We start from the raw sequence: 24791 nt of genomic DNA, 5'->3' as shown, positions 1-24791 counted from the left end.
GCGCTGCCGACGGGCCCGACGCAGCCACGGCACCGGTTTTCCGAACTGCACCCACCGGTCCGGTCGAATCCACCGACACAGCCGAGACCCCTGAGATTCCTGCCTCTGCTGAGGCTCCAGGTACGCCTGAGGTATCAGGGGCCGATGAGTCCTCTGCGCCCACAGTGTCTCTCGCGTCGACCGATACCGCGTCGGAAGCGCCCACCACCGTCATCCCGGTCGTGAAGATGCCGTCGGAGCAGATGCCATCGGAGCAGAGGCCGTCGGAACAGAAACCCTCAGAGCAGAATCCGCCCGCGTCGGATGCTCCCACCGAGCAGATGCCGCAGATCAAGATGCCGCCGGCGTCGGCCGCTACGACCGCGATGCCACCTGCGTCGCCCCCGGCCGCACCACCGCCACCTGCCGGACCGCCACCGGTCGCACCTCCACCGGGGGGTGGCCCGGGCGGACCGTCGGGCCCCGACAAGCCGTGGTCGAATGTCCCGAAGCGCACGGTTGCGCTCGTCGTCGGTGGTGTCGCTGCTGTCCTCGCCGTCCTGTACGTCGCAGATCTCGCAATGAGTTCGGGAGAGGTGCCGCGCGGCGTCACCGTCGCCGGTGTCGAGATCGGCGGTGAGTCTCGCGGCGATGCCGAAGCGACTCTGCGTGAAGAATTGGGTTCACGGCTCGACACTCCCGTCGCGGTCACCGCAGGAGACACCAGCGGAGAGATCGTGCCGTCGGAGGCCGGGCTGGCGATCGATTGGGACGCCACGCTCGCTCGCGTGGGCGAGCAGCCTCTCAATCCGTTCACGCGCCTGGCGTCGTTCTTCGGCAACGACGAGGTCGGCGTGGTGTCCACCCGCGACGACGCAGCGCTCGCCGCGTCGATCGATCTGGTGACCGCTGCCGCCGCACACGAGCCGCGCGAAGGCAATATCGTGTTCGAGGACGGCACCCCCGTCCCGGTCACCCCACAGCCCGGCCAGCGTCTCGATGCGGAAGCGGCGTCGGACGTATTCGTTGAGCGCTGGCCCTTCGGCGACGTGTCGCTGCCGGTCGAGAGTGTGGATGTCACCGTCACCCGTGAGGGCCTCGATCGGGCGCTCGCCGAGATCGCGGTGCCTGCCGTGGCGTCGGACCTCACGGTCACCGGCCTCGACGGCGCTGTGGCGACCTTGCTGCGCCAGGACATCGGCGCGGTGTTGTCCTTCGCGCCGGACGGCTCCGGTGGTCTGAATCCGCAGTACCACCCCGAGGCCGCCATCGGCATTCTGGCGCCGCAGCTCGAGGCGACGGAGACGGAGCCGAAGGATGCGCAGATCACCCTCGACGGCGGTCGTCCCTCGGTCGTGCCGGGCACCGAGGGCAATCTCGTCGACTGGGAGAAGACACTCGAGTCGCTGCCGCAGCTGCTTGCGACGGAGGACGGACGCACCGTCGAGGCCGTGTACGAGTCGGCCGATCCGAAGCTCACCACGGAGGCCGCCGAGAAGCTCGGGATCAACGAGGTGATCGGCGAGTTCACGTCCGGTGGATTCGAATACGCATCCGGTGTGAACATCCGGCTGGCAGCCGGCGAGATCAACGGTGCCCTCGTGAAGCCGGGCGAGACGTTCTCGCTCAACGGCTACACGGGTCCGCGCGGTGCGGCGGAAGGCTATGTGGAGTCCGGCATCATCGAAGCGGGCCGTCCGGGCAAGGCAGTGGGTGGCGGCATCAGCCAGCTCGCGACCACTCTGTACAACGCGTCGTACTTCGCGGGCATGGAGGACGTCGACCACACCGAGCACAGCTACTACATCTCCCGCTACCCGGCCGCGCGCGAGGCGACGGTCTACGAGGGTGCGATCGATCTGGCGTTCCGCAACCCGTCGGAGACGACCGGCGTGCTGATCCAGACGATCTGGACGCCGTCCGACGTCACGGTCCGGCTGTGGGGCACCAAGACGGTCGACGTGCAGTCCATCACCGGTGACCGCACCAACTACACGTCGCCGAACACGATCACGCTGCCTGCGGGCGAGGCATGTATCCCGTCCAGCGGCGCGAAGGGCTTCACCGTCACCGACACCCGCATCGTCACCGACTCGAAGACCGGTACGCAGATCTCGAACAAGACCCGGACGGTTCGTTACGACCCGGTGCCCGTCGTCAAGTGTGTGAGCCCCGAACCGAAGCCCGGCGAAGACGGGCCGGCGGGCGACGACAGGCCGTCAGCGCCCGCTTCGGCGCCTGGTGATGGTGCGGCACCGGCACCGGCACCGGCACCGGCACCGGCAGAAACCGAGTCGGAAGCCCCGGCGGCACCGCAAACCGAGGAGCCTGCTGCGTCTCGCCCGTCTGCGGGAGATTTCGTACCGGACTTCTCCGATGTCGAGGTCGGGTAGGAGTAGACGCGCCGAATGGTGATGGGTGTAAGGGAATTCCACTGCATCCATCACCATTGGGCGCACGTACGCCCGAGCTTGGCGTACTGACTGGAAGTGGCTCCCGCCGAATCGGCGGGAGCCACTGTCTTGTCCGAGTCCTACGCAGGCATCAGAACGCGGCTTCGTCGAGCTCCATGATGTCGAGGTCGACGTCGGCGATGATGCCCCGCGACGTGGTCAGGGTGGGCAGCACGTTCTTCGCGAAGAAGGACGCCGCTGCGACCTTGCCCTCGTAGAACGCCTTGTCCTTCGCGTCCGGGTTCGCGTCGAGCGCGGCCAGCGCGATCTCGGCGTGCTCGAGGAGCAGCCAGCCGATGAGCAGGTCGCCGAACGACTCGAGGAAGCGGACGGAGCCGAGGCCCACCTTGTACAGCTCGGTAGGCTGCTCCTGCGCACCCATGAGGAACTGGGTGAGGGTCGCGACCATCGTCTGGGCGTCTTCGAGTGCCGTGGCCAGGAGTGCGCGCTCGGGCTTGAGGCGCTGGTCGGCCGTGTCGGAATCGAGGAACTTCTTGACCTGCCCGGCGACGTGCGCGAGGGCCACGCCGCGGTCGCGGGCGATCTTGCGGAAGAAGAAGTCCTGAGCCTGGATCGCGGTGGTGCCCTCGTACAGGGAGTCGATCTTCGCGTCGCGGATGTACTGCTCGATCGGGTAGTCCTGCAGGAAGCCCGAACCACCGAAGGTCTGCAGCGAATCCGTCAGGTACTGGTAGGCCCGCTCGGAGCCGCAGCCCTTGACAACCGGCAGGAGCAGGTCGTTGATGCGGTGCGCGAGTCCGGCGTCGGCGCCCGAGACCTGCTCGGCGACGACGTCGTCCTGATGCGCGGCGGTGTAGAGGTACACGGCGCGCAGGCCCTCGGAGTAGGCCTTCTGCATCGCGAGCGACCGGCGGACGTCCGGGTGATGCATGATCGACACGCGCGGGGCGGCCTTGTCGGACATCTGGGTCAGGTCGGCGCCCTGGATGCGCTCCTTGGCGTAGTCGAGGGCGTTGAGGTAGCCGGTCGACAGGGTCGCGATGGCCTTGGTGCCCACCATCATGCGGGCGTGCTCGATGACGTCGAACATCTGCGCGATGCCGTTGTGGACCTCGCCGACGAGCCAGCCCTTGGCGGGAACGCCGTGGCCGCCGAAGGTGAGTTCGCAGGTCGCGGAGGCCTTGATGCCCATCTTGTGCTCGACGTTGGTGACGAAGACGCCGTTGCGCTCGCCCATCTCGTTCTTCTCGAAGTCGAAGTGGGTCTTCGGGACGAAGAACAGGGACAGGCCCTTGGTGCCCGGTCCGGCGCCCTCGGGGCGCGCAAGGACGAGGTGGAAGATGTTCTCGAACAGGTCGTCGGAGTCGGCCGAGGTGATGAAGCGCTTGACGCCCTCGATGTGCCAGGAGCCGTCGTCCTGCTTGATGGCCTTGGTGCGGCCCGCGCCCACATCGGAGCCTGCATCGGGTTCGGTGAGGACCATGGTGGCGCCCCAACCGCGCTCGACGCAGGTGGTGGCCCATTTCTTCTGCTCGTCGGTGCCGTTCTCGAACAGCACACCGGCGAAGGCGGGGCCTGCCGCGTACATGAACGCTGCGGGCTGAGCGCCGAGCATCATCTCGTTGACCGCCCACAGGAAGCTGCGCGGCGATGCGGTGCCGCCGATCCCCTCGGGGATGCCCATGGACCAGTATCCGGCGTCCCACCAGGCGCGGAAGGACTTCTTGAACGGCTCCGGGAGGGTCACGGTGTGGGTGTCCGGATCGAAGACCGGGGGGTTGCGGTCGGCGTCGGCGAAGCCTTCGGCGGCCGGCCCCTCGGCGAGGGCCTTGACCTCGGAGAGGATGCCGCGTGCGGTCTCTTCGTCGAGGTCGCCGAACGTGCCGGCTTCGAGGACCTTCTGAATCTTCAGGAACTCGAACAGGTTGAACTCGAGGTCGCGGAGGTTGCTCTTGTAATGGCCCATGTCTGTGCTCTGTCTCCCAGTGCGGTCCGGTGTCTTCCTAGTACCGCCCAAGTTTATTACTCGTCGGTAACATCTCTATGTTACTCGTCAGGCAACTAACTGCCAAGGCCGATTTTACGGGCAACGACGAGTGCGTCGACGGCAGTTCCGGAAACTGTTTCCCGGAATCTTCGCTCGGCCACCCGGATTTCCAGCCTTCCGTCGATTTCCTCGACGATATCTGTTGGTGTGTAAAGGATTTCACTGTCCTGGGGTCCGCCGACCCCGTCTTCGATATTTGTCCTGTCGTGGCCCAGAAATATGAGGATTCCTTCAGGTTTCAGTGAATTGATCGCATTCTCGATCAGGGTTCTACGCTCTGCTGGGGGGAAGTGCAGGAATACGGCGAGTATCAGATCATAGTTGCCGGGAAATGTGCCCTGAGTCACGTCCGACCGTACGTACTGCAGGCGGTCGCGCGACCGTTTCGGCGCCTGTGCCGCGACCTGCCGCGCCTTGTCCAGGGCCACTTCGGAGAAGTCGGTACCTATTACTTCCCAACCGCGGGTCGCGAGCCAGAGGGAATGCCGTCCCTCCCCGCACCCGAGGTCGAGTGCGCGGCCGTGCGGGAGGGCGGTGGCGAACTCGACGACGACAGGGTTCGGCGGAGCTCCCCACACCAGATCTGCCGCCCGGTACTTTTCGTCCCATTCCTGTGCGTCCATGGGGGAACGGTAGCTCTCCATGTCCTCTGGAGTCCCCTGGAACGAGTTCCGACAGGGGTGTCGCGGAGGGTAGTTTCGACCCGCGATAACGTGTCCGAACGGCGTTGCTAGGACAGCAGCGCCACGATGATGTAGAGGAGTTCGCCGGATGGGTGCACAGATCGCCGCTCCAACGCCGTTGCGGAACAGCGTGCTGCTCGGGCTGGGCGTCCACCGCCCCGAACGTGTCGTCACGAACGAAGAGATCTGCCGCCTGATCGACTCGAGCGACGAGTGGATCCAGTCGCGTTCCGGTATCAAGGAGCGTCGATTCGCGAAGGCACATCCCGAAGAGACGATCGTCGACATGTCGGTCAGCGCCGCGGAGAAGGCGCTCGAAGCCGCCGAGCTCACCGGCGCTCAGATCGACACCGTGATCATCGCGTGCTCCACCTACGGTTTCCAGACCCCGCAGGCCGCTGCGCTCGTCGCCGACAAGATCGGCACGAGCGGCGCCGCTGCACTCGACATCCAGGCCGGCTGCGCAGGCTTCTGCTACGCCCTCGGTGTGGCCTCCGATCTGGTTCGGGCAGGTTCGGCGACGAACGTGCTCGTCGTCGGCGTCGAGCGGATGAGCGATGCCACCAACCCCACCGACCGCTCCGTGCGATTCATCTTCGGTGACGGCGCGGGCGCCGTCGTCGTGGGCGCGTCCGACGAAGTGGGCATCGGCCCCACCGTGTGGGGCTCCGACGGCTCCCAGGGCAACGCGATCCGGCAGGAACCCGACTGGGTCGACTTCGCACAGAACCCCACCCAGCCGCGTCCCTGGATCATCATGGAAGGCACCGCGGTGTTCCGCTGGGCGGCCTTCGAGATGAGCAAGTACGTCCGTCAGGTCGCCGACAAGGCCGGTGTCGCGCTCGCGGATCTCGACGCGTTCGTGCCGCACCAGGCGAACCTGCGGATCAACGACGTCATCGTCCGACAGCTCGAGCTGCCCGACACCGTCGCGGTCGCCGACGACATCATCGAGACCGGCAACACCTCCGCGGCGTCCATCCCGCTCGCCATGGAGAAGATGCTGCGCACCGGTCAGGTCGAGCCCGGCGCCACCGCGCTGCTGCTCGCCTTCGGTGCGGGACTGTCCTATGCAGGTCAGGTCGTCAAGATGCCGCCGCTGGCTCACTGATCCATGGCACGTGCAAAGAAGTCACCGGTGCCCCGGTGGCTGTGGTTGCTCTGTTTCGTCGTGGTCTCCGTGGCCGTGGTTCTCCTCGAGCCGTACGACTCCGACTCGTCCGGTGCCGCCTCTTCTGGCGGTACCGGCCCGTCGCCGACCTACAGCGGTTCGGCGGCACTCCAGGCGCTCGCGATGCTTCCGGTGCGCGACGCCGCGTCGCAGAGCGGCTACGAACGGGGGATGTTCGGCTCCGCGTGGACCGACAGCGTCACCGTCGAGTTCGGCAAGAACGGTTGCGACACCCGAAACGACATTCTCAAGCGCGACCTGGTGCACATCTCTCTCGAACCCGCCACGAAGGACTGCACCGTGCGTACGGGCACGCTCCACGACCCGTACACAGGCACGGAGATCTTCTTCCGCCGCGGCAGTGCCACGTCGTCGCAGGTGCAGATCGACCACGTCGTTGCCCTGTCCAACGCGTGGAAGACGGGCGCGCAGCAACTCGATGAGCAGCAGCGCCGCGACCTGGCGAACGATCCGCGCAATCTGATTGCCGTCGACGGTCCGACCAATCAGTCCAAAGGCGACTCCGACGCCGCGCAGTGGCTTCCCCCCAACCCGGGATACCACTGCGACTACGTGGCGCAGCAGATCGAGGTCAAAACCGTCTACGAGCTGTGGGTCACGCCCGCCGAACACGACGCGATGTCCAGGGTCCTCGCGGCCTGCTGAATCGGTCCCGGTGCGGTGGAGCACAGACGGGCCCTCACCCACGCTCGTGACTCTTGAATATCATCGTTGTGTCGCACGTAACCTGATACGCGACGCGATTCCGGTGGCCACACCCGGTGCTGTTCGGAATCGGACCGATACGACGTGGGAGAACCGCCATGAGCGCCGATAAACCGAAAATCATCTACACGTTGACAGACGAGGCGCCGCTACTCGCGACACACGCCTTCCTGCCGATCGTGCGCACCTTCGCCGGTGCCGCGGGCATCGAGGTCGAGTCCAGCGACATTTCGGTGTCGGCGCGGATCCTGGCCACGTTCCCAGACCGCCTCACCGAAGAGCAGCGCGTGCCGGACACCCTCGCTGAGCTGGGGCGTCTGACGCAGCTTCCCGAGACCAACATCATCAAGCTGCCCAATATCAGTGCGTCCGTACCGCAGCTCCTCGCCGCGATCAAGGAGCTGCAGGGCAAGGGCTACGCGATTCCGGATTTCCCGGACGACCCCAAGACCGACGAAGAACGCGACATCCGCGAGCGCTACGGCAAGATCCTCGGCAGTGCCGTCAACCCGGTCCTGCGTGAAGGAAACTCCGACCGGCGCGCACCCCGTGCTGTGAAGGAATACGCCCGCAAGCACCCCCACAGCATGGGCGAGTGGTCGATGGCGTCGCGCAGTCACGTCGCGCACATGCAGCACGGCGACTTCTACCACGGCGAGAAGTCGATGACGCTCGACAAGGCCCGCAAGATCCGCATGGAGCTCGTCACCGACGGCGGCGAGACGGTCGTTCTCAAGCCCGAGGTGTCGCTGGGCGCGGGCGACATCGTGGACAGCATGTTCATGAGCAAGAAGGCCCTGCTCGAGTTCTACGAGGAGCAGATGGAGGATGCGCGCAAGACCGGCGTGATGTTCTCCCTGCACGTCAAGGCGACGATGATGAAGGTCTCGCACCCCATCGTCTTCGGTCACGCGGTGAAGACCTTCTACAAGGACGCCTTCGCCAAGCATCAGGCGCTGTTCGACGAGCTGGGCGTCAACGTCAACAACGGCCTCGTCGACCTCTACGACAAGATCGAGACGCTGCCCAGCACGCAGCGCGAAGAGATCATCAACGATCTGCACAACTGCCACGAGCACCGTCCCGAGCTGGCGATGGTCGACTCCGCCAACGGCATCTCGAACTTCCATTCGCCCAGCGACGTCATCGTCGACGCCTCGATGCCCGCGATGATCCGCCTCGGCGGAAAGATGTACGGCGCCGACGGACGCACCAAGGACGCCAAGGCAGTGATGCCGGAGTCCACCTTCGCGCGCATCTACCAGGAGATCATCAACTTCTGTAAGACCAACGGCGCGTTCGACCCGACCACCATGGGCACCGTCCCCAACGTCGGTCTGATGGCGCAGAAGGCCGAGGAATACGGCTCGCACGACAAGACCTTCGAAATCCCGCAGGCCGGCGCCGCCAACTTCGTCGATGCCGATACCGGTGAGGTCCTGCTCACCCAGCAGGTCGAGGCCGGCGACATCTGGCGCATGTGCACCGTCAAGGACGCACCCATCCGCGACTGGGTCAAGCTCGCCGTCACCCGGGCACGCAACTCCGGTATGCCGGTCCTGTTCTGGCTCGACCCGTACCGCCCGCACGAGAACGAGCTGATCAAGAAGGTCGAGCTCTACCTGCAGGACCACGACACCGAGGGCCTCGACATCCAGATCATGTCGCAGGTGCGTTCGATGCGCTACACCCTCGAGCGCCTGATCCGCGGCAAGGACACCATCGCCGCGACCGGCAACATCCTGCGCGACTACCTCACCGACCTGTTCCCGATCCTGGAACTCGGCACCAGCGCGAAGATGCTCTCCGTCGTCCCGCTGATGGCAGGCGGCGGCATGTACGAGACGGGCGCGGGCGGCTCGGCCCCCAAGCACGTCAAGCAGCTGGTCGAGGAGAACCACCTGCGCTGGGATTCACTCGGTGAGTACCTGGCGTTGGCGGTCAGCCTCGAGGATCTCGGCATCAAGAACGACAACCAGCACGCCAAGATCCTGGCCGACGCTCTCGACGCCGCGACCGGCAAGCTGCTGGACGAGAACAAGAACCCGTCCCGCAAGACCGGCGAGCTCGACAACCGGGGCAGCCAGTTCTACCTCGCGCTGTACTGGGCGCAGGAACTCGCTGCGCAGACCGAGGACAAGGAACTGGCGGCACGCTTTGCGCCGCTCGCCCAGACCTTGGCCGAGAACGAGGACACCATCGTGCGCGAGCTCCTCGAGGTGCAGGGCGCCTCCGTCGACATCGGTGGCTACTACCAGCTGGACAGCGAGAAGGTCGACGCCGTGATGCGGCCGAGCAAGACGCTGAACGACGCATTGGCGTCCGTGCAGGTCTGATCTCCGACCGACTGTAAATCCTCTGACACCCATTGCGGACGATCGATGTTCGCGATGGGTGTCACGTTTCGTGGGGCCTGGTCAGGCGAGCAACGCGTCGACGATCTCGTCCTCCGACAGGAGCACATGCGCTGCTGCCGGACCCAACGGCACGAAACTGTCGCGGCTCGTGACACGGGCGATCCGTCCCGGATAGTCCGCGTCGACGAGCGCGGCGATCACCGACTCCGCGACAGATCCGCTGCGGCGTGTCTCGTCGACGACCAGCACTCGCGGGAACTGCATCGCGTGCTCGGTGAGCGCGGTCAGCGGCAACGGTGCGAGCCACTGCAGATCGAGCACCGTCGCCGCGACCCGTTGCGCGCGGCGGCCGGCGCGCAGGCTCATGCGCACACCGTTGCCGAAGGTCACCACCAGCACGTCCCGGCCCTGCCCGTAGGTACGCACCGTGCCGGGCGCGACCGGCGCGGGGTCGGGGAACTGCTGCCACAGTCCGTCGTCCTCGTCGTAGAGATCGCGTTGGTGGTAGAGCGCGATCGGCTCCACGAACACGCACACGCGGCCTTCGGTGCGGGCCAAGGAAATACAGGCGCGAAGCAGACCACCTGCCGTCGCGGGATCGGACGGGACCGCGAGAACCAATCCGGGGATATCGCGCAGTGCCGCCACGGAATTGTCGTTGTGGAAGTGGCCACCGAAGCCGCGCTGATACGGCAGGCCTGCAATGCGCACCACCATCGGATTACCGAAATTGCTGTCGGAGAAGAACTTCAGTGTTGCGCCCTCTCCGCGCACTTGATCCTGCGCATTGTGCAGGTAGGCGAGATATTGGATCTCGGGGATCGGAAGCATCCCTGCCACCGCGAAACCGAGCGCGGTACCCAGGATCGTCTGTTCGTCGAGCAGTGTGTCGAACACCCGGAGCGCGCCGAAGTGCTCCTGCATGCCGCGCGTCACCCCGTACACACCGCCCTTGACTCCCACGTCCTCACCGAACACGCAGGCCTGCGGGAACTCCTCGAGGATGTGTCCGAGAGTGCGGTTGACGGCCTGCGCGAGCGTCAGCGGATCCGGTGGCAGCGGATGTGTGTCGTCGACTGGATGCCCCCGGCCGTGGACGTGCAGCGGGCGCATCACCTGGGCGGCGGATTCGAGCCGCGGGGGATGACGCAGTGCGTCGGCGACCTCGCGGACGTCGGCGCGTACCGATTCGTAGCGTTCGATGATCTCGGCGGGGGTGCAGCGACCCCGGGCGACGAGTTCGGCGGCCGTCGCGAGCAGCGGGTCGCGTGCATGGTCGGCGATGATCTCGTCGCGGCTGCGGTAGGCGCTCTCGACGTCCGACCCCGCATGACCGAGGAAGCGGACCGTCTTCAGGTGCAGGATCGCAGGGGAACGTGTCGCGCGGACCTGCTCGACGAGTTCACCGGTGGTGACGAGAGTGGAGACCGCGTCGTCGCCGTCCACCGAGCGGTACGTGATGCCCGGATACCGCGAGAGTGCCTGCTCGATCCAGCCGTCGGGACTGCGCACGCTGATTCCGAGACCGTTGTCCTCGCACACCAGCAGCAGCGGCACCGGCAGACCGCGATACGTGCAGTACGCGGCGGCGTTCAGCGAGCCCACCGCCGTCGAATGATTCGCCGAGGCGTCGCCGAAACTGCACACCACCACCGCATCCGACGGCCAGGTGCAGTCGAGTCCGAGCTTGTGCATACGGGCCAGTGCCAGCGCGAGCCCGACGGAACGCGGAAGATGCGACGCGATCGTCGAGGTCTGCGGCAGAACGCTCAGCGCCGGATTGCCGAACACCTTGTGACGGCCCGCAGAGATCGGGTCGAGGGTCGACGCGGCGCACCCGGCGAGCACGTCGCGGATCGGCGTGGTGCCGTCTTTCAGTGACGCGCGCGCAGCATAGAAGCCACCCGAACGGTAATGCAGCAGAGCGGGATCGGTCACACGAGTGAGTAGCCCCAGTGCGGCATTCGATTCGTGGCCCGCGGAGCCGATCGTGTAGAAACCCTCGCCGCGACGTTGCATCTCCCGTGCCGCGAAATCGAGGTGACGCGACTGCAGTTGCGCGTCGAAACAGTCGAGCAGCAGTGCGTCGTCGATCCTGCGGTCGGGGGTTCCCGTCCGGAGGGCCCGGATCGCCGTGTGGAAGTGGTCGTCGAGCGGCTCCGCCGTCATGTCCTCTGTTGTACCTCGGTGTCACCGCACCCGGAGGTCGATCGGCTGACCGTCGTTCGGGAAAGGCAACGAGGTGAAGTTCATCGGCGCCACGTAGTCGGCAGGCACGTGCCAGCGGTAGCGCAGCAACAGGTGATGGAGCACCGTCTTGATCTCCGCTCCGGAGAAATGCATGCCGAGGCATCGGTGGGCACCGCCACCGAACGGCGACCATGCGTACTTGTGCACGCGGTCCTCCCGGCGCTCGGGGGAGAAACGCCCCGGATCGAAATGTTCGGGATCGGGCCATAGATCGGCCATGTGGTGGCTGTAGTGCAGGCCGACGTTGATCAGCGTGCCCTTCGGGATGAAATGCCCGAGGATCTCGGTGTCGGCGGCCGCGCGGCGCACGATGCCGGGCACCGGGGTGACGAGTCGCTGGCATTCCTTGATGACGAGATCGAGTGTGGTGAGCTGGTCGAGTTGCTCGAACGCCGGAGTGTTCGTACCGAGTGCCTCCGACTCGTCGCGGCACGCCTGCTGCCATTCGGGGTACTGCCCGAGGTACTGCATGGCGGTGGACAACGTGATCGTCGACGTGTCGTGCGCTGCCATCATCAGGAAGATCATGTGGTTGACGACGTCGTCGTCCGAGAATCGTTCACCGTCTTCGGATTCGACGTGGCACAGCACCGAGAACAGGTCGTCGCCCTCATGTGCACGCCGCGCGGGCAGGTAGCGGCGGAAGAACTCCTCGAGCCGCGCGCGGCCCTGCACGCCTCGCCGCCATCGGGTGCCGGGCAGCGGGTGGCGCAGGATGGCAGTCGATGCCTGGACGCATCCGATGAATGCCTTGTTGACCTCGTCCATCTCACGCGCCGACGACCCCTCTGCGCCGCCCATGAAGATGGAGGTGGCGAGACCGAGGGTGAGTTCCTTGATGGCCGGATACGCGCGGAAACCTTCTCGGGGCCGCCAGGTGTCGAGGGTCTTCTCGATCGCCGGGTGCATGGACTCGGTGTATCGGGCGATGCGATCGCGAGTGAAGGCCTGCGACATGATCCGCCGGTGCGCGGTGTGTTCGTCCCCGTCGAGCAGCATCAGGCCGCGGTCGAAGAACGGGCCGATGAGTACCCGCCATCCGCCGCCGTTGACGAGTGCGCGGTCGCGGTTCTGCAGCGCGGCGCCGCACGCGTCGGGCCCGATGAGCACCACCCACGAGTTGCCGGCGAATTGGAACCACGACACGGGTCCGTGTTCGCGGTAGCGCTTGTCGTATGCCTTCAACGGGTTGCGCATGTAGTCGAGGGCGTACCCGATGTACGGCAGTCCCTTGTCGCCGGGGACCGGCGTGAGCCCGGGAGGGGCGGGGGCCAGCGTCTTCGTCACGGTGAACTCCACGGTTGGATCTGACATACCCTGTTGTCAGATAACTGTAATGCCAGTCACAGTTGTCGGGAGTGAATTCGAGGGTCGCCCCGGTCGCGCGCGTTACGTGAGGAACATGTCATGCTGGCCCGCATGGTCGACGTCGCACGTCCGAAACTGGAAGGCACTGTCGCGGTCGGGGGAGGACGCAGGCTCGGCTTCGCCGAGTTCGGATCTGCGCAGGGTCGCACGGTGTTCTGGTTGCACGGCACGCCGGGAGCGCGTCGGCAGATCCCGATGGAGGCCCGTGAGTTCGCCGATCGTCGAAATGTGCGTCTGATCGGATTGGACCGTCCCGGGATCGGCTCGTCGACAGCACATACCTACGACAATGTCCTGGCGTTCGCCGACGACCTTCGGATCGTCGCCGACACCCTCGGCATCGATCGGATGGGCATCGTCGGGCTCTCCGGCGGTGGTCCCTACACCCTCGCATCCGCCTACGCGATGCCCGAACGCGTCATGGGTGCCGCGGTGCTCGGCGGGGTCCCGCCCGTCGTCGGCCCCGACGCGATCTCGGGTGGTCTGATGCAGCTCGGAGCCCTCGTCGCGCCGCTGTTGGCCAGGGGAGGAATACCGATCGGCGCGGCGACGAGTGCGGCGATCCGCGTCGTGAAACCGTTCGCGTCACCGATCATCGATCTGTACGGGCGGCTGTCGCCGGAAGCCGATCGGCGGCTGCTGGCCCGCCCCGAGTTCAAGGCGATGTTCCTCGACGATCTGCTCAACGGCAGCCGCAAGCAGATGGGCGCGCCGTTCGCCGACATCGTCGTGTTCACACGCGACTGGGGATTCCGGGTGCCGGACGTGAAGGTGCCGGTGCGATGGTGGCACGGCGACACCGACCACATCATCCCGTTCGAACACGGCCTGCACATGGTGGATCTGCTGCCGAACGCGGAGTTCCATCACCTGCACGGCGAAAGCCACCTCGGCGGTCTCGGTGCGTCGGAGGAGATCCTGACGACCGTTCTGGATCTCTGGGACCAGGCCGACGCGCAGCAGTAGTGCTACTGCGACCGGTCGAGGAGAGCGAGCACCGTCTTGAGCTCGGCAGCATCGATCTGGCCGGGTGCCGACGGCGTCCCCACCATCCCGAACGTCGCGGCCGAACCGAATACCTGACCGGCCAGCCGTGAGATCACGCCGCGCCCACCCATCGACATGGTGATGATCGGGACTCTCGCGTGTTCTTCGTGCATGACGCGGGTGGCATCGAGCAACGTCAGGACATCGGCGGTGGAATTCGGCATCACCGCGATCTTGCAGATGTCGGCGCCCGACTCCTGCATGGCGCGCAACCGCGCGACGAGGTCGTCGCGGGCGGGGGTTCCGTCGAAGTCGTGGTTCGACGCGACCACCGCGACACCGTGAGCATGCGCGGCCTCGATGATCCGCCGCACGGCGGCGGGGTCGCGGCGGTATTCGACATCGACGAGGTCGACCGCTCCCGACGCTGCGAGCGCGACACAGAGGGTGGCGTAGTTCCCGTCGCCGATCGACGCTTCCCCGCCCTCGTGTGCGGTGCGGAACGTGGCCAGGAGCGGCACACCGTCGAGTTGTTCCGCGAGGGTGCGAGCCTGCGTGACGACGGCATCCGGATCGTCGAGGGCGGTGAAGAAGTCGACGCGCCACTCGACGAGGTCGGCCCGTCCGTCGAGGGCGTCGACCTGGTCGCGAAGTGCCTCCGGTGTGGATCCGGTGATGGGCACGAACACCGTGGGGGCGCCCTCGCCGATCGTCACACCTTTGACACGGACCGGTGTGATCGCTTCACCCATCGTCGACTCCTGTGCTGGTTGCCTGTGACCGAAGCACTATTCGATCACAGGCAACCGGGACGTCAGGGTCTGCGGTCCGGTAGATCCGCATCGTCGGAGGCCTGCGAGACCACGGCATCCACCGCATCAACGGAGGCAGGGGCCTTGTTCGGATCCGCCACGGCCTCACCGCGCGCGATCATGCCCGCTTCGTCCGACAGCGGGATCTCCTTGACGAGCCACGCGAGCAGGAACGCGATGATCAGGAACGGCACCAGGTACCAGAACACCGGAGCCAGCGAGTCGGCGTAGGCGTTGACGATGCCGTCCTGGATCGGCTCGGGGAGCTGCTTCATCACGGCGGGGTCCAGGGTCGCGGTGGCCTGACCGGCCTGCTCGGGGTCGGCACCGCCCTCGGTGAACACCGTGGTCAGGTTCTCCGAGAGATTGTTGGTGAAGATCGTGCCGAAGATCGCGACACCCAGCGCGCCACCGACCTCGCGGAAGTAGTTGTTGGTGCTGGTGGCGGTGCCGATCTCGTCGACGGGTACCGCGTTCTGCACGACGAGCACCACGACCTGCATGATCAGGCCGAGACCGAACCCGAAGACGAACAGCATCGCGCAGACGACCCACAGTGGAGTGTTGCCCTGCAGCGTGGTCATCCACAGCATCCCGACCACGGTGACGGCGGTGCCGACGATCGGATAGATCTTGTACCGCTGGGTCTTCGCGATGAGAAGGCCCGAGGTGATCGTCGTGAGCATCAGGCCGGCCATCATCGGCAGCAGCAACAGGCCGGACACCGCCGCCGACGTGCCGGACGACATCTGCAGGAACGTCGGCATGAACGCGATCGCCGCGAACATCCCGAGACCGAGGACGAACCCGATCGCGGTGGCGTTGACGAAGATCGAGTTGCGGAACAGCGACAGCGGAATGATCGGGTCCTGTACGCGAGACTCGATGAGCACGAACAGGCACACTGCGATGACGAGTCCGGCGCCGAACATCCACGTCATCGGATCGGACCAGCCGCGATCGGCGCTGCCGCCGAAGTCGGTGAAGAAGATCAGGCAGGTCGTCGCGATGGAGAGCGCCACGATGCCGGGGATGTCGATCTTCTTGGTGGGCTTCTTGACCGGCAGGGTCAGCATGAACCACGAGATGAGGAACGCGATGATGCCGATCGGGATGTTGATGTAGAAGCACCACTCCCACGACAGGTGGTCGACGAAGAATCCGCCGAGCAGCGGTCCGCCGACGGCTGCGAGACCGAAGATCGCGCCCAGCGGGCCCATGTACTTGCCGCGTTCGCTGGCCGGGACGATGTCGGCGATGATCGCCTGCGACAAGATCATCAGGCCGCCGCCGCCGAGACCCTGCATGGCACGGAACACCACGAAGGTCCAGAAGTCATCGGTGAACGCGCAGCCCACCGAGGCGAGGGTGAAGATCGCGATCGCGATGAGGAACAGGTGGCGGCGACCGAAGACGTCGCCGAGCTTGCCGTAGATGGGCATGACGATCGTGGTGGCGAGCAGGTACGCGGTGGTGATCCACGCCTGGTGCTCGACGCCACCGAGCTGGCCGACGATCGTCGGCATGGCGGTGGAGACGATGGTCTGGTCGAGGCTGGCCAGGAGCATGCCCGCGATCAGCGCGCTGAAGATGATCCAGATGCGTTTCTGGGTCAGAACCAAAGGTTCGTCGGTGGTGGTGGTCACGGGCTTCCTGTCGGATCGGGGCGGGCTGTCGGATCGGAGAGGCGCAGGGGCTGGCCGAAGAATTGTCGAGCGATCGCGATGTTGCGTTCCAGGAGTTCTTCGAAGGAATGGTCGTTGTCGTCGCTGAAGAACTCGTCGACGGTCTGGAAGGTGAGCGACAGAGTGACGCCCACGATCGCGTTCGGCAGCGGATCGTCCGGAGGCAATCCCTCCCGCGTCGCCACGAGTCGTGCGAAGTCGCGCTGCTGGGATTCGCCGACCGCCATGAGTTTCGCCATCAGATGCGGCTCGGCGCGGATGATGTCTCGGAACAACTGGTGTCGCTGCCGGGTGAAGTCGTTGTGGCGGGCTCGGGTGATCACGAGGCGCGCGATGTCACTGAGCAGTGTGGGGGAGAGGCCGGCATGGTCGCCCGCGCCGCGTGCGACGAACTCGTCCTGTTCCTTCTGCGGGAAACCCGTGTCGTATTCGCCGAACACCGCGTCTTCCTTGGTGGGGAAGTAGTTGAAGAAGGTGCGTCGCGAGATCCCGACGCGGTCGCACAGTTCCTCGACCGTGAACCCTGCGAGCCCACGCTCGGCCGTGAGGGTGCGCGCCTGCGCGACGAGATCGTCGTAGGTGCGTTGCATACGCCGACTCCGCGGACCGCCCGACAATATTGCACCTTCGCTCACGGGGTGCAATATTGCACCCGAATTCTATAGAGTGCAAAAATTGGACATCAGGTGAACCACGATCGGGTCGGAGGCTTGACCCACATGATCCGTTCGTCCACGTGATCCCGGGCCGCAGACGGATGATCCGCATGCGTCTGCGCCCACGCGGCCTTCTCGTCGAGCAGCGACGCCACGAGCGTCCACGTCTCCATCGACCGCGGCGGATGCGCATCGGCGGCGCGTGCCAATCGGCGTCGGTTGTCGTCGGTCATCGCGAGCAGATCGGCGCCCGTGATACCCCGATGCCACGCGAACCGTGCGAGCCCGAGGGCCTTGTCCCGACGGTTCTTCTCCGCCCGATCGGTGTGGGCGAAGTCGGCGTCGCTCATGTCTGCACCTCCTGTGTCCACACCATGATCCGTCCTCGTGGTGCCGGCCCGCCCACCGCCCGGTGACATCGCCCGCCCACCGCCCGGTGACATCGCCCGTTGACATCACCGGCCCACAGGCTCAGGCTCGTGGGGTGGGGCTTCCCGAGGGAACACCGAAAGAAGTTGTCGCACAAGCGGCCGAGCCGCCGCGTGTGCCCGAATTCGATCCCACCGTCGGCGTGACGGTGAACGTCGAGGCCCGCGGCACACCCCCACACAAGTTCGTGGCGATCGGCGACTCGCTCCTGCAGGGCTTCCAGAGCGCGGCCGTCTACCGGACCGACGTGTCGGTGCCCGCGATCGTCGCGTACGAACTCGGCGTGCTCGAATCGTTCCGCTACCCCCGCTACGGCGGACCGGGCGGGCTGCCACTGAACGTCGAACTCATGCTGCGCCGCCTCGAAGAGCGCTACGGCCCGCAACTGAAGCCGTGGGAGATTCCGGCCGCGCTGTTCACCCTTCGGGGCTTCATGGACGAGGTCGAGGACTACTGGGAACGCGGCCCCGGCGCGATCGCGCCGATCATCGGCACCTACAACCACAATCTGTCGTGCTACGGATGGGACCTGCGCGACGCCCTCGAGAAGACCGCCGCGCACTGCAAGGCACGTGTCGCGACACCCAGCGACAACCTCCTCGACCAGATCGTCGAGAACAACGGCGACCGCGCAGCCATGCACGTCTACCCGCACTGGGCGCCGACGCAGGAAGCGATGACGTTGCTCGACGCGGCCGCAGCCCTCGGTGACGATCACGACGACGACACCGACAGCGGTATCGAGACGCTCGTCGTGTTCCTCGGTTCCAACAACGCGCTCGGCACCGTCACCCAACTGCGTGTCGCGTGGAGCGGCGACGATTTCCGCGACCTCGACCGCAAGGGCGACTACACGATCTTCAGGCCCGAGCACTTCGACGCGGAATTCGCGGAGATCGTGGCGCAGGTGCGCCGGATCTCCGCGCGGCACGTCATCCTGTGCACGATCCCGCACGTCACCATCGCCCCGATCGCACGTGGCCTCGGCGACAAGAGCGGTTCACGCTATTTCCCCTATTACACGCGCCCGTGGATCGACGAACAGCACTTCGACGCGACACGCGACGAACACATCACCGGCGAGGAGGCACACGCGGTCGACACCGCGATCGACCACTACAACAACACGATCCAGCAAGCCGTCGCCGATGCCAGGGCCGACGGACGTGACTGGTACCTGCTCGATGTCGCCGGCGTGCTCGAACGCCTCGCGGCCCGCCGCTACCGCGACGACCTGCAGGCCAGACCCGCGTGGTGGACGCCGTATCCGCTGCCGCCTGCGCTCGCGGCGCTCGATCCCGTCCCCGACACCCGGTTCCTCACCGCCGATGGCAAAGGCGGACGGGCGACCGGTGGCCTGTTCTCACTCGACGGCGTCCACCCCACCACGGTCGGCTACGGAATCCTCGCGCAGGAAATCATCGGCATCATGGCGAGCGCGGGCGTCGAGTTCCGCCATCCGAACGGGACGGTGCGCACCGACACGACGGTCGACTTCGACCGCCTCGTCCGCCAGGACAGCCTCGTGCAGAGTCCGCCGCAGAACATCGACAGTGCGCTCTCGATACTCGGGTGGGCCGACGAGGTGCTCGACGTGTTCCGGCGCCTCCTCCGCCGCGGCGTGTGAGTGCTCCGAAGATTTTCTCGAGATTTTTCCTCTGTTGTGTCGATCGGAGTCTGCGTTGTTCGACGTGTAGACATCAGGGACCGAAAAGCGGTCCGCGGATACAGGGTCTACGAACGGAGAATCTCATGAAGTACATGCTGATCATGCGCGCCACCGACGCAGCCATCGAAGCGTCGAAGAACATGGATTTCAACGAAATCATCAACGCCATGGGCCGGTACAACGAATCGCTCGTCAAGGCAGGCGTCCTCCTCGCCGGTGAGGGGCTCGCCGAGGCGGAAGAAGGGTTCGTCGTCGATTTCGACTCCGAGACACCGCTCGTCACCGACGGCCCGTACGGCGAGACGAAGGAGCTGTTCAACGGCTTCTGGATCATCCAGACCTCCACCAAGGAGGAAGCCGCCGAGTGGGCCAAGCGGTGCCCCCTCGGACCGGGCAGCAAGCTCGAGGTGCGCCGTGTGCACGAGAACGAGGACTTCGACCAGGACAACGAGTACATCCAGAAAGAGCAGGTCTGGCGTGACGAGCTCGGAACCGATCGCCCGGTCGTCGGCTGAGTGATGACCGAAGACGCGACACTTCGCGCGCGACGCGCAGTGGACGCGGTGTGGCGGATCGAGTCGGCGAAGATCCTCGCGACCCTCACCCGCAAGGTCGGAGACCTCGACTTCGCCGAGGATCTCGCAGGGCAGGCACTGCTCGAAGCGATCGAGCAGTGGCCTGCCGCCGGGGTCCCCCGTAACCCTGCGGCGTGGCTGACCTCCGTCGCCACCCGCCGCGCTATCGACACCTGGCGACGGCAGGAACGCCTCGACGAGCGACATGCGCGCATGGCACGGGAACTCGAGAATGATGCGTCGCAGTTCGACGATCCGTCGTGGGATCCCGACCGCATCGACGACGACGTCCTGCGCCTGATGTTCATGTCGTGCCACCCGGTGCTGGGACGGAAAGCGCAAGTGGCGTTGACACTTCGTCTCGTCGGCGGTTTGACGACCGAACAGATCGGAAGGGCGTTCCTGACACCGACGTCGACGGTGCAGCAGCGTATCGTCCGCGCGAAGAAGACGCTCACGGCCGCGAAAGCGGTGTTCGAGGTGCCGGGCCGCGACGAATTCGCGCACAGACTCTCCGCGGTGCTCGGCGTGCTGTATCTGGTGTTCAACGAAGGGTATGCGGCCGGCTCGGGCGACGAGTGGCTGCGACCGGACATCAGCGCGGAGGCGCTGCGGATCGCGAGGATCCTCGCCGAACTCGTCCCGAACGAGCCGGAAGCACACGGACTGGTCGCACTCATGGAGCTCACGGCATCGCGGTTCCCCGCACGAACCACGGCGTCGGGGGAACCGATTCTGCTGGCGGACCAGGACCGCACAAGGTGGGACCGCGGGCAGATCACCCGCGGTCTCGCGGCGCTGGACCGCGCCGACGCGATCGGTCGTGGCCGCGGACCTTACGGTTTGCAGGCTGCGATTGCGGAGTGTCATGCGCGTGCCGCAGAGTTCTCGGATACGGATTGGAAGCGAATCGTACTGCTCTACGAGGCGCTACAGCGTCTGGCACCGTCACCGGTGGTGGATCTCAACCATGCGGCGGCGGTCTCGATGGCGTACGGGCCGGGGCCCGCGCTCGAGTACGTCGACAAGATCGTGGCGTCGGGCAAACTCGCCGGATATCACCTCCTTCCGAGCGTGCGGGGTGATCTCCTTGCGCAGCTGGGGCGCATCGAGGAGGCACGGGCCGAGCTCCTCGTCGCGGCCGAGGCGACGGGGAACGAACGCGAACGCGCCGTCCTCCTGACGAAGGTGGATGAACTGGACCTGAAGTCGCTCGGGCCGGATTAGCTACGTGAGGGTCACGATGTGCTCGTGGCCCGCGACTGCGGCCTGCAGCTTCTTGCGGGACAGCGTGCGCGGCCCGCAACCGCAACCGGCCGGAAGTTCGTCGTCCTCGAATTGGGTGGCTTCGACGGTGTCGATGAACTTGTCGTCGAGTGAGTCGTTGCCACGATTGTTGGCTTCACGGTCGCGGGAGCCGTGGCCGCCCGGTCCGACTCCGCACACGACCACCGGTCCTTCTTCGGTCTTGTACACGGCGGCCACGGTGTGGCTCTTGGGGCATCGCACTTTCAGGACAGCATGATCGCTGCGTTGTCGCCCGAGGTCCTTGATGGCCTGGAGTGCCTTTCGGCGTCGTTCGGTGGGTGGCGTTTCAGCGATGTTCATCGCTCCATTCCACCGCAGATACGCGCATTCCACCACGGTTCCGCCGAACCGATATCGATCGATATTCGGACGTAACCGACGATCCTCCGACTTCTGTCGAGCCGATGAAAGTTTCCTCCCCTCGTGCGGGTTTCCGTTGGTCGTGTGGGTGGGGAAACTCGTGGGAGGAGAGGAAACTTCCGTGACGATCAATCGATGACGGCGTGTTGGGTTCGGGCGAGGTGCCAGTGGTCGGGGCCGGGCAGGTGGAAGAGGATCCTCCCGACGCTTTGCTGGATACCATCGCTGTTCTCGCACGTCGCACTCACGGTGTGTGTGCCTTCGCTGACGCCCGTGAATTCGACGGTGCCGTACGTGACCGTGTTGAAGTCGATGCTTCTGCTGCCTGCACTCAGTATCGACGCCACGCACGTATAGGGCGAGCTCCTGTCAGGGGGTTGGTGATAGTTGAACCGGACCTGCACCGAGTCCTCTTTGGTGAAGACCGACCAACTCACGGTCGTTTCGATATCCGCCGACGCCGCCGGCGCCAAGCTCGTCAGTAGTACCAGCGGCGCTGCGAGAGCAACTGCTGCGCGCCGGACTCGTCTGCCATCCATTCGAGGTACCTCCGATTGCGGCTGAGGTTCCGACCCGATGTCCATCATGGGCGGTTCCGTCGGAGGCGGGTGTGGCAAACCGGGTGCTTTGCAAGGGATCCGTAACACTCGGTCGGTGCGGTGTCCTTGCCGTTACGCCGGGTGTCACGAAGGCGCAACGTCGTCTACGCGGCTTCCCAGGTGAACCCGTCGGGGTCGATGAAGGCGCCGGCCTGGCTGCGGATGGTGAGCCGGTGCGATCCAGTGCCGTCGGGGGAGACGCCTGCGGTCTTGGCAAGTGCGCTGCGTCCGAGCAGTGTCAATGTCACTGGTGCGCCGGGCATATCGAATTCGACGTACTTGCGACCGAAGCTCTTGGCGACGGTCAGGCCCTGGTCGGCATAGAACTGTTTGCTCGTCTTGACGTCCTCGACTCCGAGTTGCAGCACAACGTCGTCGATCTTCCGGTCTGCAACGCCGGTGTCCTTCTTCGATGAGGCCGCCAGCGTGCAGATCGTGCCGTCCGGAGCCTGCACGACGCCGCCGTAACCCCAGAGACTCTTCTTGACGGGCTTCAACTCTGTGGCACCGGCGTCGAGAGCACCGGCGACGAGGAGATCGACGGTGCTCGGCTGCGCCACCACGAGCGACAGCGTGAACCCACGGAAACCGGTCGAAGGCGCGTCGGACGCGCGGACGTGTACCCGATCACCCAAGTCGAAGGCGTCGACGTAGAACGCCTCGGCCGAGGAAGGGTCGGGAACCTCGAGGACAAGTGACTCGATGGAGACCATGGGTGCCACAGTAAATCCCGGGGACGGTCGCGCGACAGGGGTGTCAGGGAAGAGTGAGCGGGCCGAGCGCGAGGCGGTCGCACGCGACGAGAGTCAGATGCATGACGAAGAGCCCGCCCGCGATCTTCGCGGTCGTGATCAACCAGCCCCGCGGAGTGTCCTCGGCGATAGGCGGAGCTTCCGACTGAACAGCCACTGCTGCCGGGGGTCCGGAGCTGGTGGCGAGGTGGGTATGCGCGGTCCACCGTTCGCCGTCCCACCAGCGGATGAGACGGGGAGTCTGGGGGTCGGAGTACCAGCCGGGCGGCGGCGTGATCATGGGCTTGTTTGTCCTTTCGTCCGCTGAATATCCCGCCCGGGTCGGGTGGTGTTACGCCCGAAAATTGAGGTTTGCGTCACTCCCCGAAAAGGGTGGTCCTGACCCTTGACAACGTACAACCAAATGGTTGTATATTGGGGTCGTGAACGGAGACGACGAGGACCGGGCCGATGCCCTGTTCCATGCCCTCGCCGACCGAACTCGACGCGACATCATGCGCCGGGTGCTGGCAGGGGAGAGCTCGGTTTCCGCACTCGCGGCGAAATACGAGATGAGTTTCGCCGCGGTTCAGAAGCACGTTGCCGTGCTGGAGAAAGCCGGTCTGTTGACCAAGCGACGCAGTGGTCGCGAGCAGTTGGCGAGCGGCGACGTGGAAGCGGTGCGATCGGTGGCGTCCATGCTCACCGAGCTGGAGCAGGTGTGGCGTGGTCGTATCGCACGCATCGACGAACTCATCGCATCGGACTCGACCAAGAAGGGCTGAACCATGCCTGTCACCGACGTCGAACAAGATCTCGACAACCTGACCCTGACCATCACCGCCGATTTCGCCGCGCCTGTGGAGCGGGTGTGGCAGGTCTACGCCGACCCACGCCAACTGGAGAAAATCTGGGGCCCTCCGGGATACCCCGCGACCGTGGTCGACCACGACCTGAGGCCGGGTGGGAGGACGAACTACTACATGACAGGCCCCGAAGATGAGAAGTACTCCGGATATTGGCAGGTCACGGCAGTCGACCCGCCGCGGAGCTTTTCGTTCGCCGACGGATTCTCCGACGAGGACTTCACACCGAATCCGGAATTGCCCGTCTCGGAGAACGTCTTCACCTTCGTCGAGCGCGACGGCGGCACCCGAGCAACGTACGTGAGCACGTACGAATCGGCCGATGCACTGCAGAAGGTGCTGGACATGGGTGTCGTCGAAGGTGCGTCCTCGGCGATCGGCCAGATCGACGGACTACTGGCGTCCTGAACAGCGGCGAGATGCAACGCGAAACCCACGATCGGGTGCCGGATACGGGCACCCGATCGTGGCTGCCGTCAGGGGACGGCGACCTGAGTCGACACCGGAATGCTCGGGCGGTCGGTCCGCAGGGTGAGTTGCACCTGGCCCGGACCCGTGAATGCGTGCACGATCATGGGGCGCGTGCTGGTGTGATGTGCCGGAATGAACTGACTGACCGAGCCGCTACGGCCGGTGTCGAGATTGTGCCAATCGACGATCGCTGTGACGTCGCAGGCCAACAGGGTCGGTGCCCACTCACCGAGCGGTGAGAAGCCCTGCGAAATACGGAGTTCGATCGCATGGGAGGCGCCCGGAGCCGACGAGTACTGCGCCAGCGGTCCGTCGAACGCCGTTCCGGACGGCACCATGATGCCGGCGCAGATGCCGTTCCCCAATGTCAGCACCGGAGGCATCTGTACGTTCGTCATGGCGCAGGTTCGTGGTCCCACATTCGACCACCCGAGTTGACATGGATCAGCGGCGCCGGCAACGCCTGGCGCGGCGACGAGCAGTGCAGTGCCCATGAAGCCAGCAGCGGCGACTGAAGTAATGCGATGTGAAAACTTCATGGCCCGCATATCGGGAGACGAACGAATTTCATTACACCCGAATGCCGGCGCGCCAATCGGACGCCCGGACGCGAAGGTTTTCGTATCATCTCGGCGTGTAAGTACATTC

General features: G+C 65.6%; 23 protein-coding genes. 10 read left to right on the top strand and 13 right to left on the bottom strand.

All coding sequences use genetic code 11. The features are described from left to right. Window positions 1-164 precede the first annotated feature (164 nt). Window positions 165-2372, top strand: a complete 2208-nt coding sequence (locus ACFWB0_RS15465; RefSeq protein WP_378491340.1) for a VanW family protein — start codon at window positions 165-167, stop codon at window positions 2370-2372. A gap of 151 nt (window positions 2373-2523) precedes the next feature. Here ACFWB0_RS15465 and ACFWB0_RS15460 read toward each other — a convergent pair whose 3' ends face one another. Next, window positions 2524-4359: an acyl-CoA dehydrogenase gene (locus tag ACFWB0_RS15460; protein ID WP_378491339.1), complete on the bottom strand. Its 1836-nt coding sequence runs from the start codon at window positions 4357-4359 to the stop codon at window positions 2524-2526. A 95-nt stretch (window positions 4360-4454) separates the two neighbouring features. After that, window positions 4455-5063, bottom strand: coding sequence for a class I SAM-dependent methyltransferase (locus tag ACFWB0_RS15455; protein WP_378491338.1), 609 nt, complete (start codon window positions 5061-5063; stop codon window positions 4455-4457). A gap of 148 nt (window positions 5064-5211) precedes the next feature. Here ACFWB0_RS15455 and ACFWB0_RS15450 point away from each other — a divergent pair, with 148 nt between their 5' ends. The 3 genes from ACFWB0_RS15450 (at window position 5212) to ACFWB0_RS15440 (ending at window position 9356) form a co-directional block, all read left to right on the top strand. After that, window positions 5212-6234, top strand: coding sequence for a beta-ketoacyl-ACP synthase III (locus ACFWB0_RS15450; RefSeq protein ID WP_378491337.1), 1023 nt, complete (start codon window positions 5212-5214; stop codon window positions 6232-6234). 27 nt (window positions 6235-6261) lie between these two features. Then, window positions 6262-6960, top strand: coding sequence for an HNH endonuclease family protein (locus ACFWB0_RS15445; protein ID WP_378491336.1), 699 nt, complete (start codon window positions 6262-6264; stop codon window positions 6958-6960). A 158-nt stretch (window positions 6961-7118) separates the two neighbouring features. Next, window positions 7119-9356 (top strand): NADP-dependent isocitrate dehydrogenase, encoded by a 2238-nt coding sequence (locus ACFWB0_RS15440; protein WP_378491335.1) that lies wholly within the window; start codon window positions 7119-7121, stop codon window positions 9354-9356. Window positions 9357-9437: 81 nt separating this feature from the next. On the opposite strand, the gene ACFWB0_RS15435 is transcribed toward ACFWB0_RS15440, so the two are convergent. Then, a complete protein-coding gene (locus ACFWB0_RS15435; protein WP_378491334.1) occupies window positions 9438-11546 on the bottom strand; it encodes a thiamine pyrophosphate-dependent enzyme in 2109 nt (702 codons plus the stop codon). A 21-nt stretch (window positions 11547-11567) separates the two neighbouring features. Beyond that, window positions 11568-12914: a cytochrome P450 gene (locus ACFWB0_RS15430; protein WP_378491333.1), complete on the bottom strand. Its 1347-nt coding sequence runs from the start codon at window positions 12912-12914 to the stop codon at window positions 11568-11570. Window positions 12915-13034: 120 nt separating this feature from the next. Between ACFWB0_RS15430 and ACFWB0_RS15425 the strand changes: the two genes are divergently transcribed. Next, entirely contained in the window at window positions 13035-13961 is a 927-nt protein-coding gene (locus ACFWB0_RS15425) for an alpha/beta fold hydrolase (RefSeq protein WP_378491332.1), read from the top strand. A 2-nt stretch (window positions 13962-13963) separates the two neighbouring features. Here the strand turns inward: ACFWB0_RS15425 and aroD are convergent, their stop codons facing one another. From aroD to ACFWB0_RS15405, 4 genes are all read right to left on the bottom strand, one after another. After that, window positions 13964-14734 carry a type I 3-dehydroquinate dehydratase gene (gene aroD, locus ACFWB0_RS15420; protein WP_378491331.1) on the bottom strand — a complete coding sequence of 257 codons (771 nt, stop codon included), beginning with the start codon at window positions 14732-14734 and terminating at the stop codon, window positions 13964-13966. Window positions 14735-14796: 62 nt separating this feature from the next. Then, on the bottom strand, window positions 14797-16440 hold the full coding sequence (locus tag ACFWB0_RS15415; protein WP_378491330.1) for an MDR family MFS transporter: 1644 nt from the start codon (window positions 16438-16440) through the stop codon (window positions 14797-14799). Then, window positions 16437-17069 (bottom strand): TetR family transcriptional regulator, encoded by a 633-nt coding sequence (locus ACFWB0_RS15410; protein ID WP_378491329.1) that lies wholly within the window; start codon window positions 17067-17069, stop codon window positions 16437-16439. The genes ACFWB0_RS15415 and ACFWB0_RS15410 overlap by 4 nt, the downstream gene beginning before the upstream one ends. Before the next feature lie 92 nt (window positions 17070-17161). Further along, window positions 17162-17485: a hypothetical protein gene (locus ACFWB0_RS15405; RefSeq protein ID WP_378491328.1), complete on the bottom strand. Its 324-nt coding sequence runs from the start codon at window positions 17483-17485 to the stop codon at window positions 17162-17164. 134 nt (window positions 17486-17619) lie between these two features. Here ACFWB0_RS15405 and ACFWB0_RS15400 point away from each other — a divergent pair, with 134 nt between their 5' ends. The 3 genes from ACFWB0_RS15400 (at window position 17620) to ACFWB0_RS15390 (ending at window position 21035) form a co-directional block, all read left to right on the top strand. Further along, complete coding sequence (locus ACFWB0_RS15400) at window positions 17620-19191, top strand: hypothetical protein (protein WP_378491327.1); 1572 nt, start codon at window positions 17620-17622, stop codon at window positions 19189-19191. Between the two features lie 125 nt (window positions 19192-19316). Then, on the top strand, window positions 19317-19748 hold the full coding sequence (locus ACFWB0_RS15395; RefSeq protein ID WP_378491326.1) for a YciI family protein: 432 nt from the start codon (window positions 19317-19319) through the stop codon (window positions 19746-19748). A gap of 3 nt (window positions 19749-19751) precedes the next feature. Further along, the gene (locus ACFWB0_RS15390; RefSeq protein WP_378491325.1) at window positions 19752-21035 is read left to right on the top strand and encodes an RNA polymerase sigma factor; all 1284 of its coding nucleotides are present in this window, start codon (window positions 19752-19754) and stop codon (window positions 21033-21035) included. Here ACFWB0_RS15390 and ACFWB0_RS15385 read toward each other — a convergent pair whose 3' ends face one another. The 4 genes from ACFWB0_RS15385 to ACFWB0_RS15370 all read right to left on the bottom strand — a co-directional run bounded on the left by ACFWB0_RS15385 (window position 21036) and on the right by ACFWB0_RS15370 (window position 23107). Next, window positions 21036-21416 (bottom strand): hypothetical protein, encoded by a 381-nt coding sequence (locus tag ACFWB0_RS15385; RefSeq protein WP_378491324.1) that lies wholly within the window; start codon window positions 21414-21416, stop codon window positions 21036-21038. 188 nt (window positions 21417-21604) lie between these two features. After that, window positions 21605-22015, bottom strand: a complete 411-nt coding sequence (locus ACFWB0_RS15380; protein WP_378491323.1) for a hypothetical protein — start codon at window positions 22013-22015, stop codon at window positions 21605-21607. A 164-nt stretch (window positions 22016-22179) separates the two neighbouring features. Then, window positions 22180-22788 (bottom strand): glyoxalase, encoded by a 609-nt coding sequence (locus tag ACFWB0_RS15375; RefSeq protein ID WP_378491322.1) that lies wholly within the window; start codon window positions 22786-22788, stop codon window positions 22180-22182. A gap of 43 nt (window positions 22789-22831) precedes the next feature. Next, window positions 22832-23107 (bottom strand): DUF2510 domain-containing protein, encoded by a 276-nt coding sequence (locus ACFWB0_RS15370; RefSeq protein WP_378491321.1) that lies wholly within the window; start codon window positions 23105-23107, stop codon window positions 22832-22834. 142 nt (window positions 23108-23249) lie between these two features. Here ACFWB0_RS15370 and ACFWB0_RS15365 point away from each other — a divergent pair, with 142 nt between their 5' ends. Together ACFWB0_RS15365 and ACFWB0_RS15360 are read left to right on the top strand one after the other, a co-directional pair. Further along, window positions 23250-23591 (top strand): ArsR/SmtB family transcription factor, encoded by a 342-nt coding sequence (locus ACFWB0_RS15365; RefSeq protein WP_378491320.1) that lies wholly within the window; start codon window positions 23250-23252, stop codon window positions 23589-23591. 3 nt (window positions 23592-23594) lie between these two features. After that, window positions 23595-24080 carry an SRPBCC domain-containing protein gene (locus ACFWB0_RS15360; protein ID WP_378491319.1) on the top strand — a complete coding sequence of 162 codons (486 nt, stop codon included), beginning with the start codon at window positions 23595-23597 and terminating at the stop codon, window positions 24078-24080. 68 nt (window positions 24081-24148) lie between these two features. Here ACFWB0_RS15360 and ACFWB0_RS15355 read toward each other — a convergent pair whose 3' ends face one another. Continuing rightward, window positions 24149-24541 carry a hypothetical protein gene (locus ACFWB0_RS15355; protein WP_378491318.1) on the bottom strand — a complete coding sequence of 131 codons (393 nt, stop codon included), beginning with the start codon at window positions 24539-24541 and terminating at the stop codon, window positions 24149-24151. Between the last annotated feature and the right edge of the window lie 250 nt (window positions 24542-24791).

Origin of the sequence: Rhodococcus sp. NPDC060086 (assembly GCF_042730275.1) — a bacterium.
Classification (GTDB): Bacteria; Actinomycetota; Actinomycetes; order Mycobacteriales; family Mycobacteriaceae; genus Rhodococcus.
This window is presented reverse-complemented; position numbering and strand designations above follow the sequence as displayed.

Excerpts from the sequence above, each read along its gene's own strand:
- ACFWB0_RS15460 (WP_378491339.1), bottom strand. The coding sequence starts at position 4,359 with ATGGGCCATTACAAGAGCAACCTCCGCGACCTCGAGTTCAACCTGTTC.
- ACFWB0_RS15455 (WP_378491338.1), bottom strand. The coding sequence starts at position 5,063 with ATGGACGCACAGGAATGGGACGAAAAGTACCGGGCGGCAGATCTGGTG.
- ACFWB0_RS15450 (WP_378491337.1), top strand. The coding sequence starts at position 5,212 with ATGGGTGCACAGATCGCCGCTCCAACGCCGTTGCGGAACAGCGTGCTG.
- ACFWB0_RS15440 (WP_378491335.1), top strand. The coding sequence starts at position 7,119 with ATGAGCGCCGATAAACCGAAAATCATCTACACGTTGACAGACGAGGCG.
- ACFWB0_RS15435 (WP_378491334.1), bottom strand. The coding sequence starts at position 11,546 with ATGACGGCGGAGCCGCTCGACGACCACTTCCACACGGCGATCCGGGCC.
- ACFWB0_RS15425 (WP_378491332.1), top strand. The coding sequence starts at position 13,035 with ATGCTGGCCCGCATGGTCGACGTCGCACGTCCGAAACTGGAAGGCACT.
- aroD (WP_378491331.1), bottom strand. The coding sequence starts at position 14,734 with ATGGGTGAAGCGATCACACCGGTCCGTGTCAAAGGTGTGACGATCGGC.
- ACFWB0_RS15410 (WP_378491329.1), bottom strand. The coding sequence starts at position 17,069 with ATGCAACGCACCTACGACGATCTCGTCGCGCAGGCGCGCACCCTCACG.
- ACFWB0_RS15405 (WP_378491328.1), bottom strand. The coding sequence starts at position 17,485 with ATGAGCGACGCCGACTTCGCCCACACCGATCGGGCGGAGAAGAACCGT.
- ACFWB0_RS15395 (WP_378491326.1), top strand. The coding sequence starts at position 19,317 with ATGAAGTACATGCTGATCATGCGCGCCACCGACGCAGCCATCGAAGCG.
- ACFWB0_RS15390 (WP_378491325.1), top strand. The coding sequence starts at position 19,752 with ATGACCGAAGACGCGACACTTCGCGCGCGACGCGCAGTGGACGCGGTG.
- ACFWB0_RS15385 (WP_378491324.1), bottom strand. The coding sequence starts at position 21,416 with ATGAACATCGCTGAAACGCCACCCACCGAACGACGCCGAAAGGCACTC.
- ACFWB0_RS15380 (WP_378491323.1), bottom strand. The coding sequence starts at position 22,015 with ATGGATGGCAGACGAGTCCGGCGCGCAGCAGTTGCTCTCGCAGCGCCG.
- ACFWB0_RS15375 (WP_378491322.1), bottom strand. The coding sequence starts at position 22,788 with ATGGTCTCCATCGAGTCACTTGTCCTCGAGGTTCCCGACCCTTCCTCG.
- ACFWB0_RS15370 (WP_378491321.1), bottom strand. The coding sequence starts at position 23,107 with ATGATCACGCCGCCGCCCGGCTGGTACTCCGACCCCCAGACTCCCCGT.
- ACFWB0_RS15360 (WP_378491319.1), top strand. The coding sequence starts at position 23,595 with ATGCCTGTCACCGACGTCGAACAAGATCTCGACAACCTGACCCTGACC.
- ACFWB0_RS15355 (WP_378491318.1), bottom strand. The coding sequence starts at position 24,541 with ATGACGAACGTACAGATGCCTCCGGTGCTGACATTGGGGAACGGCATC.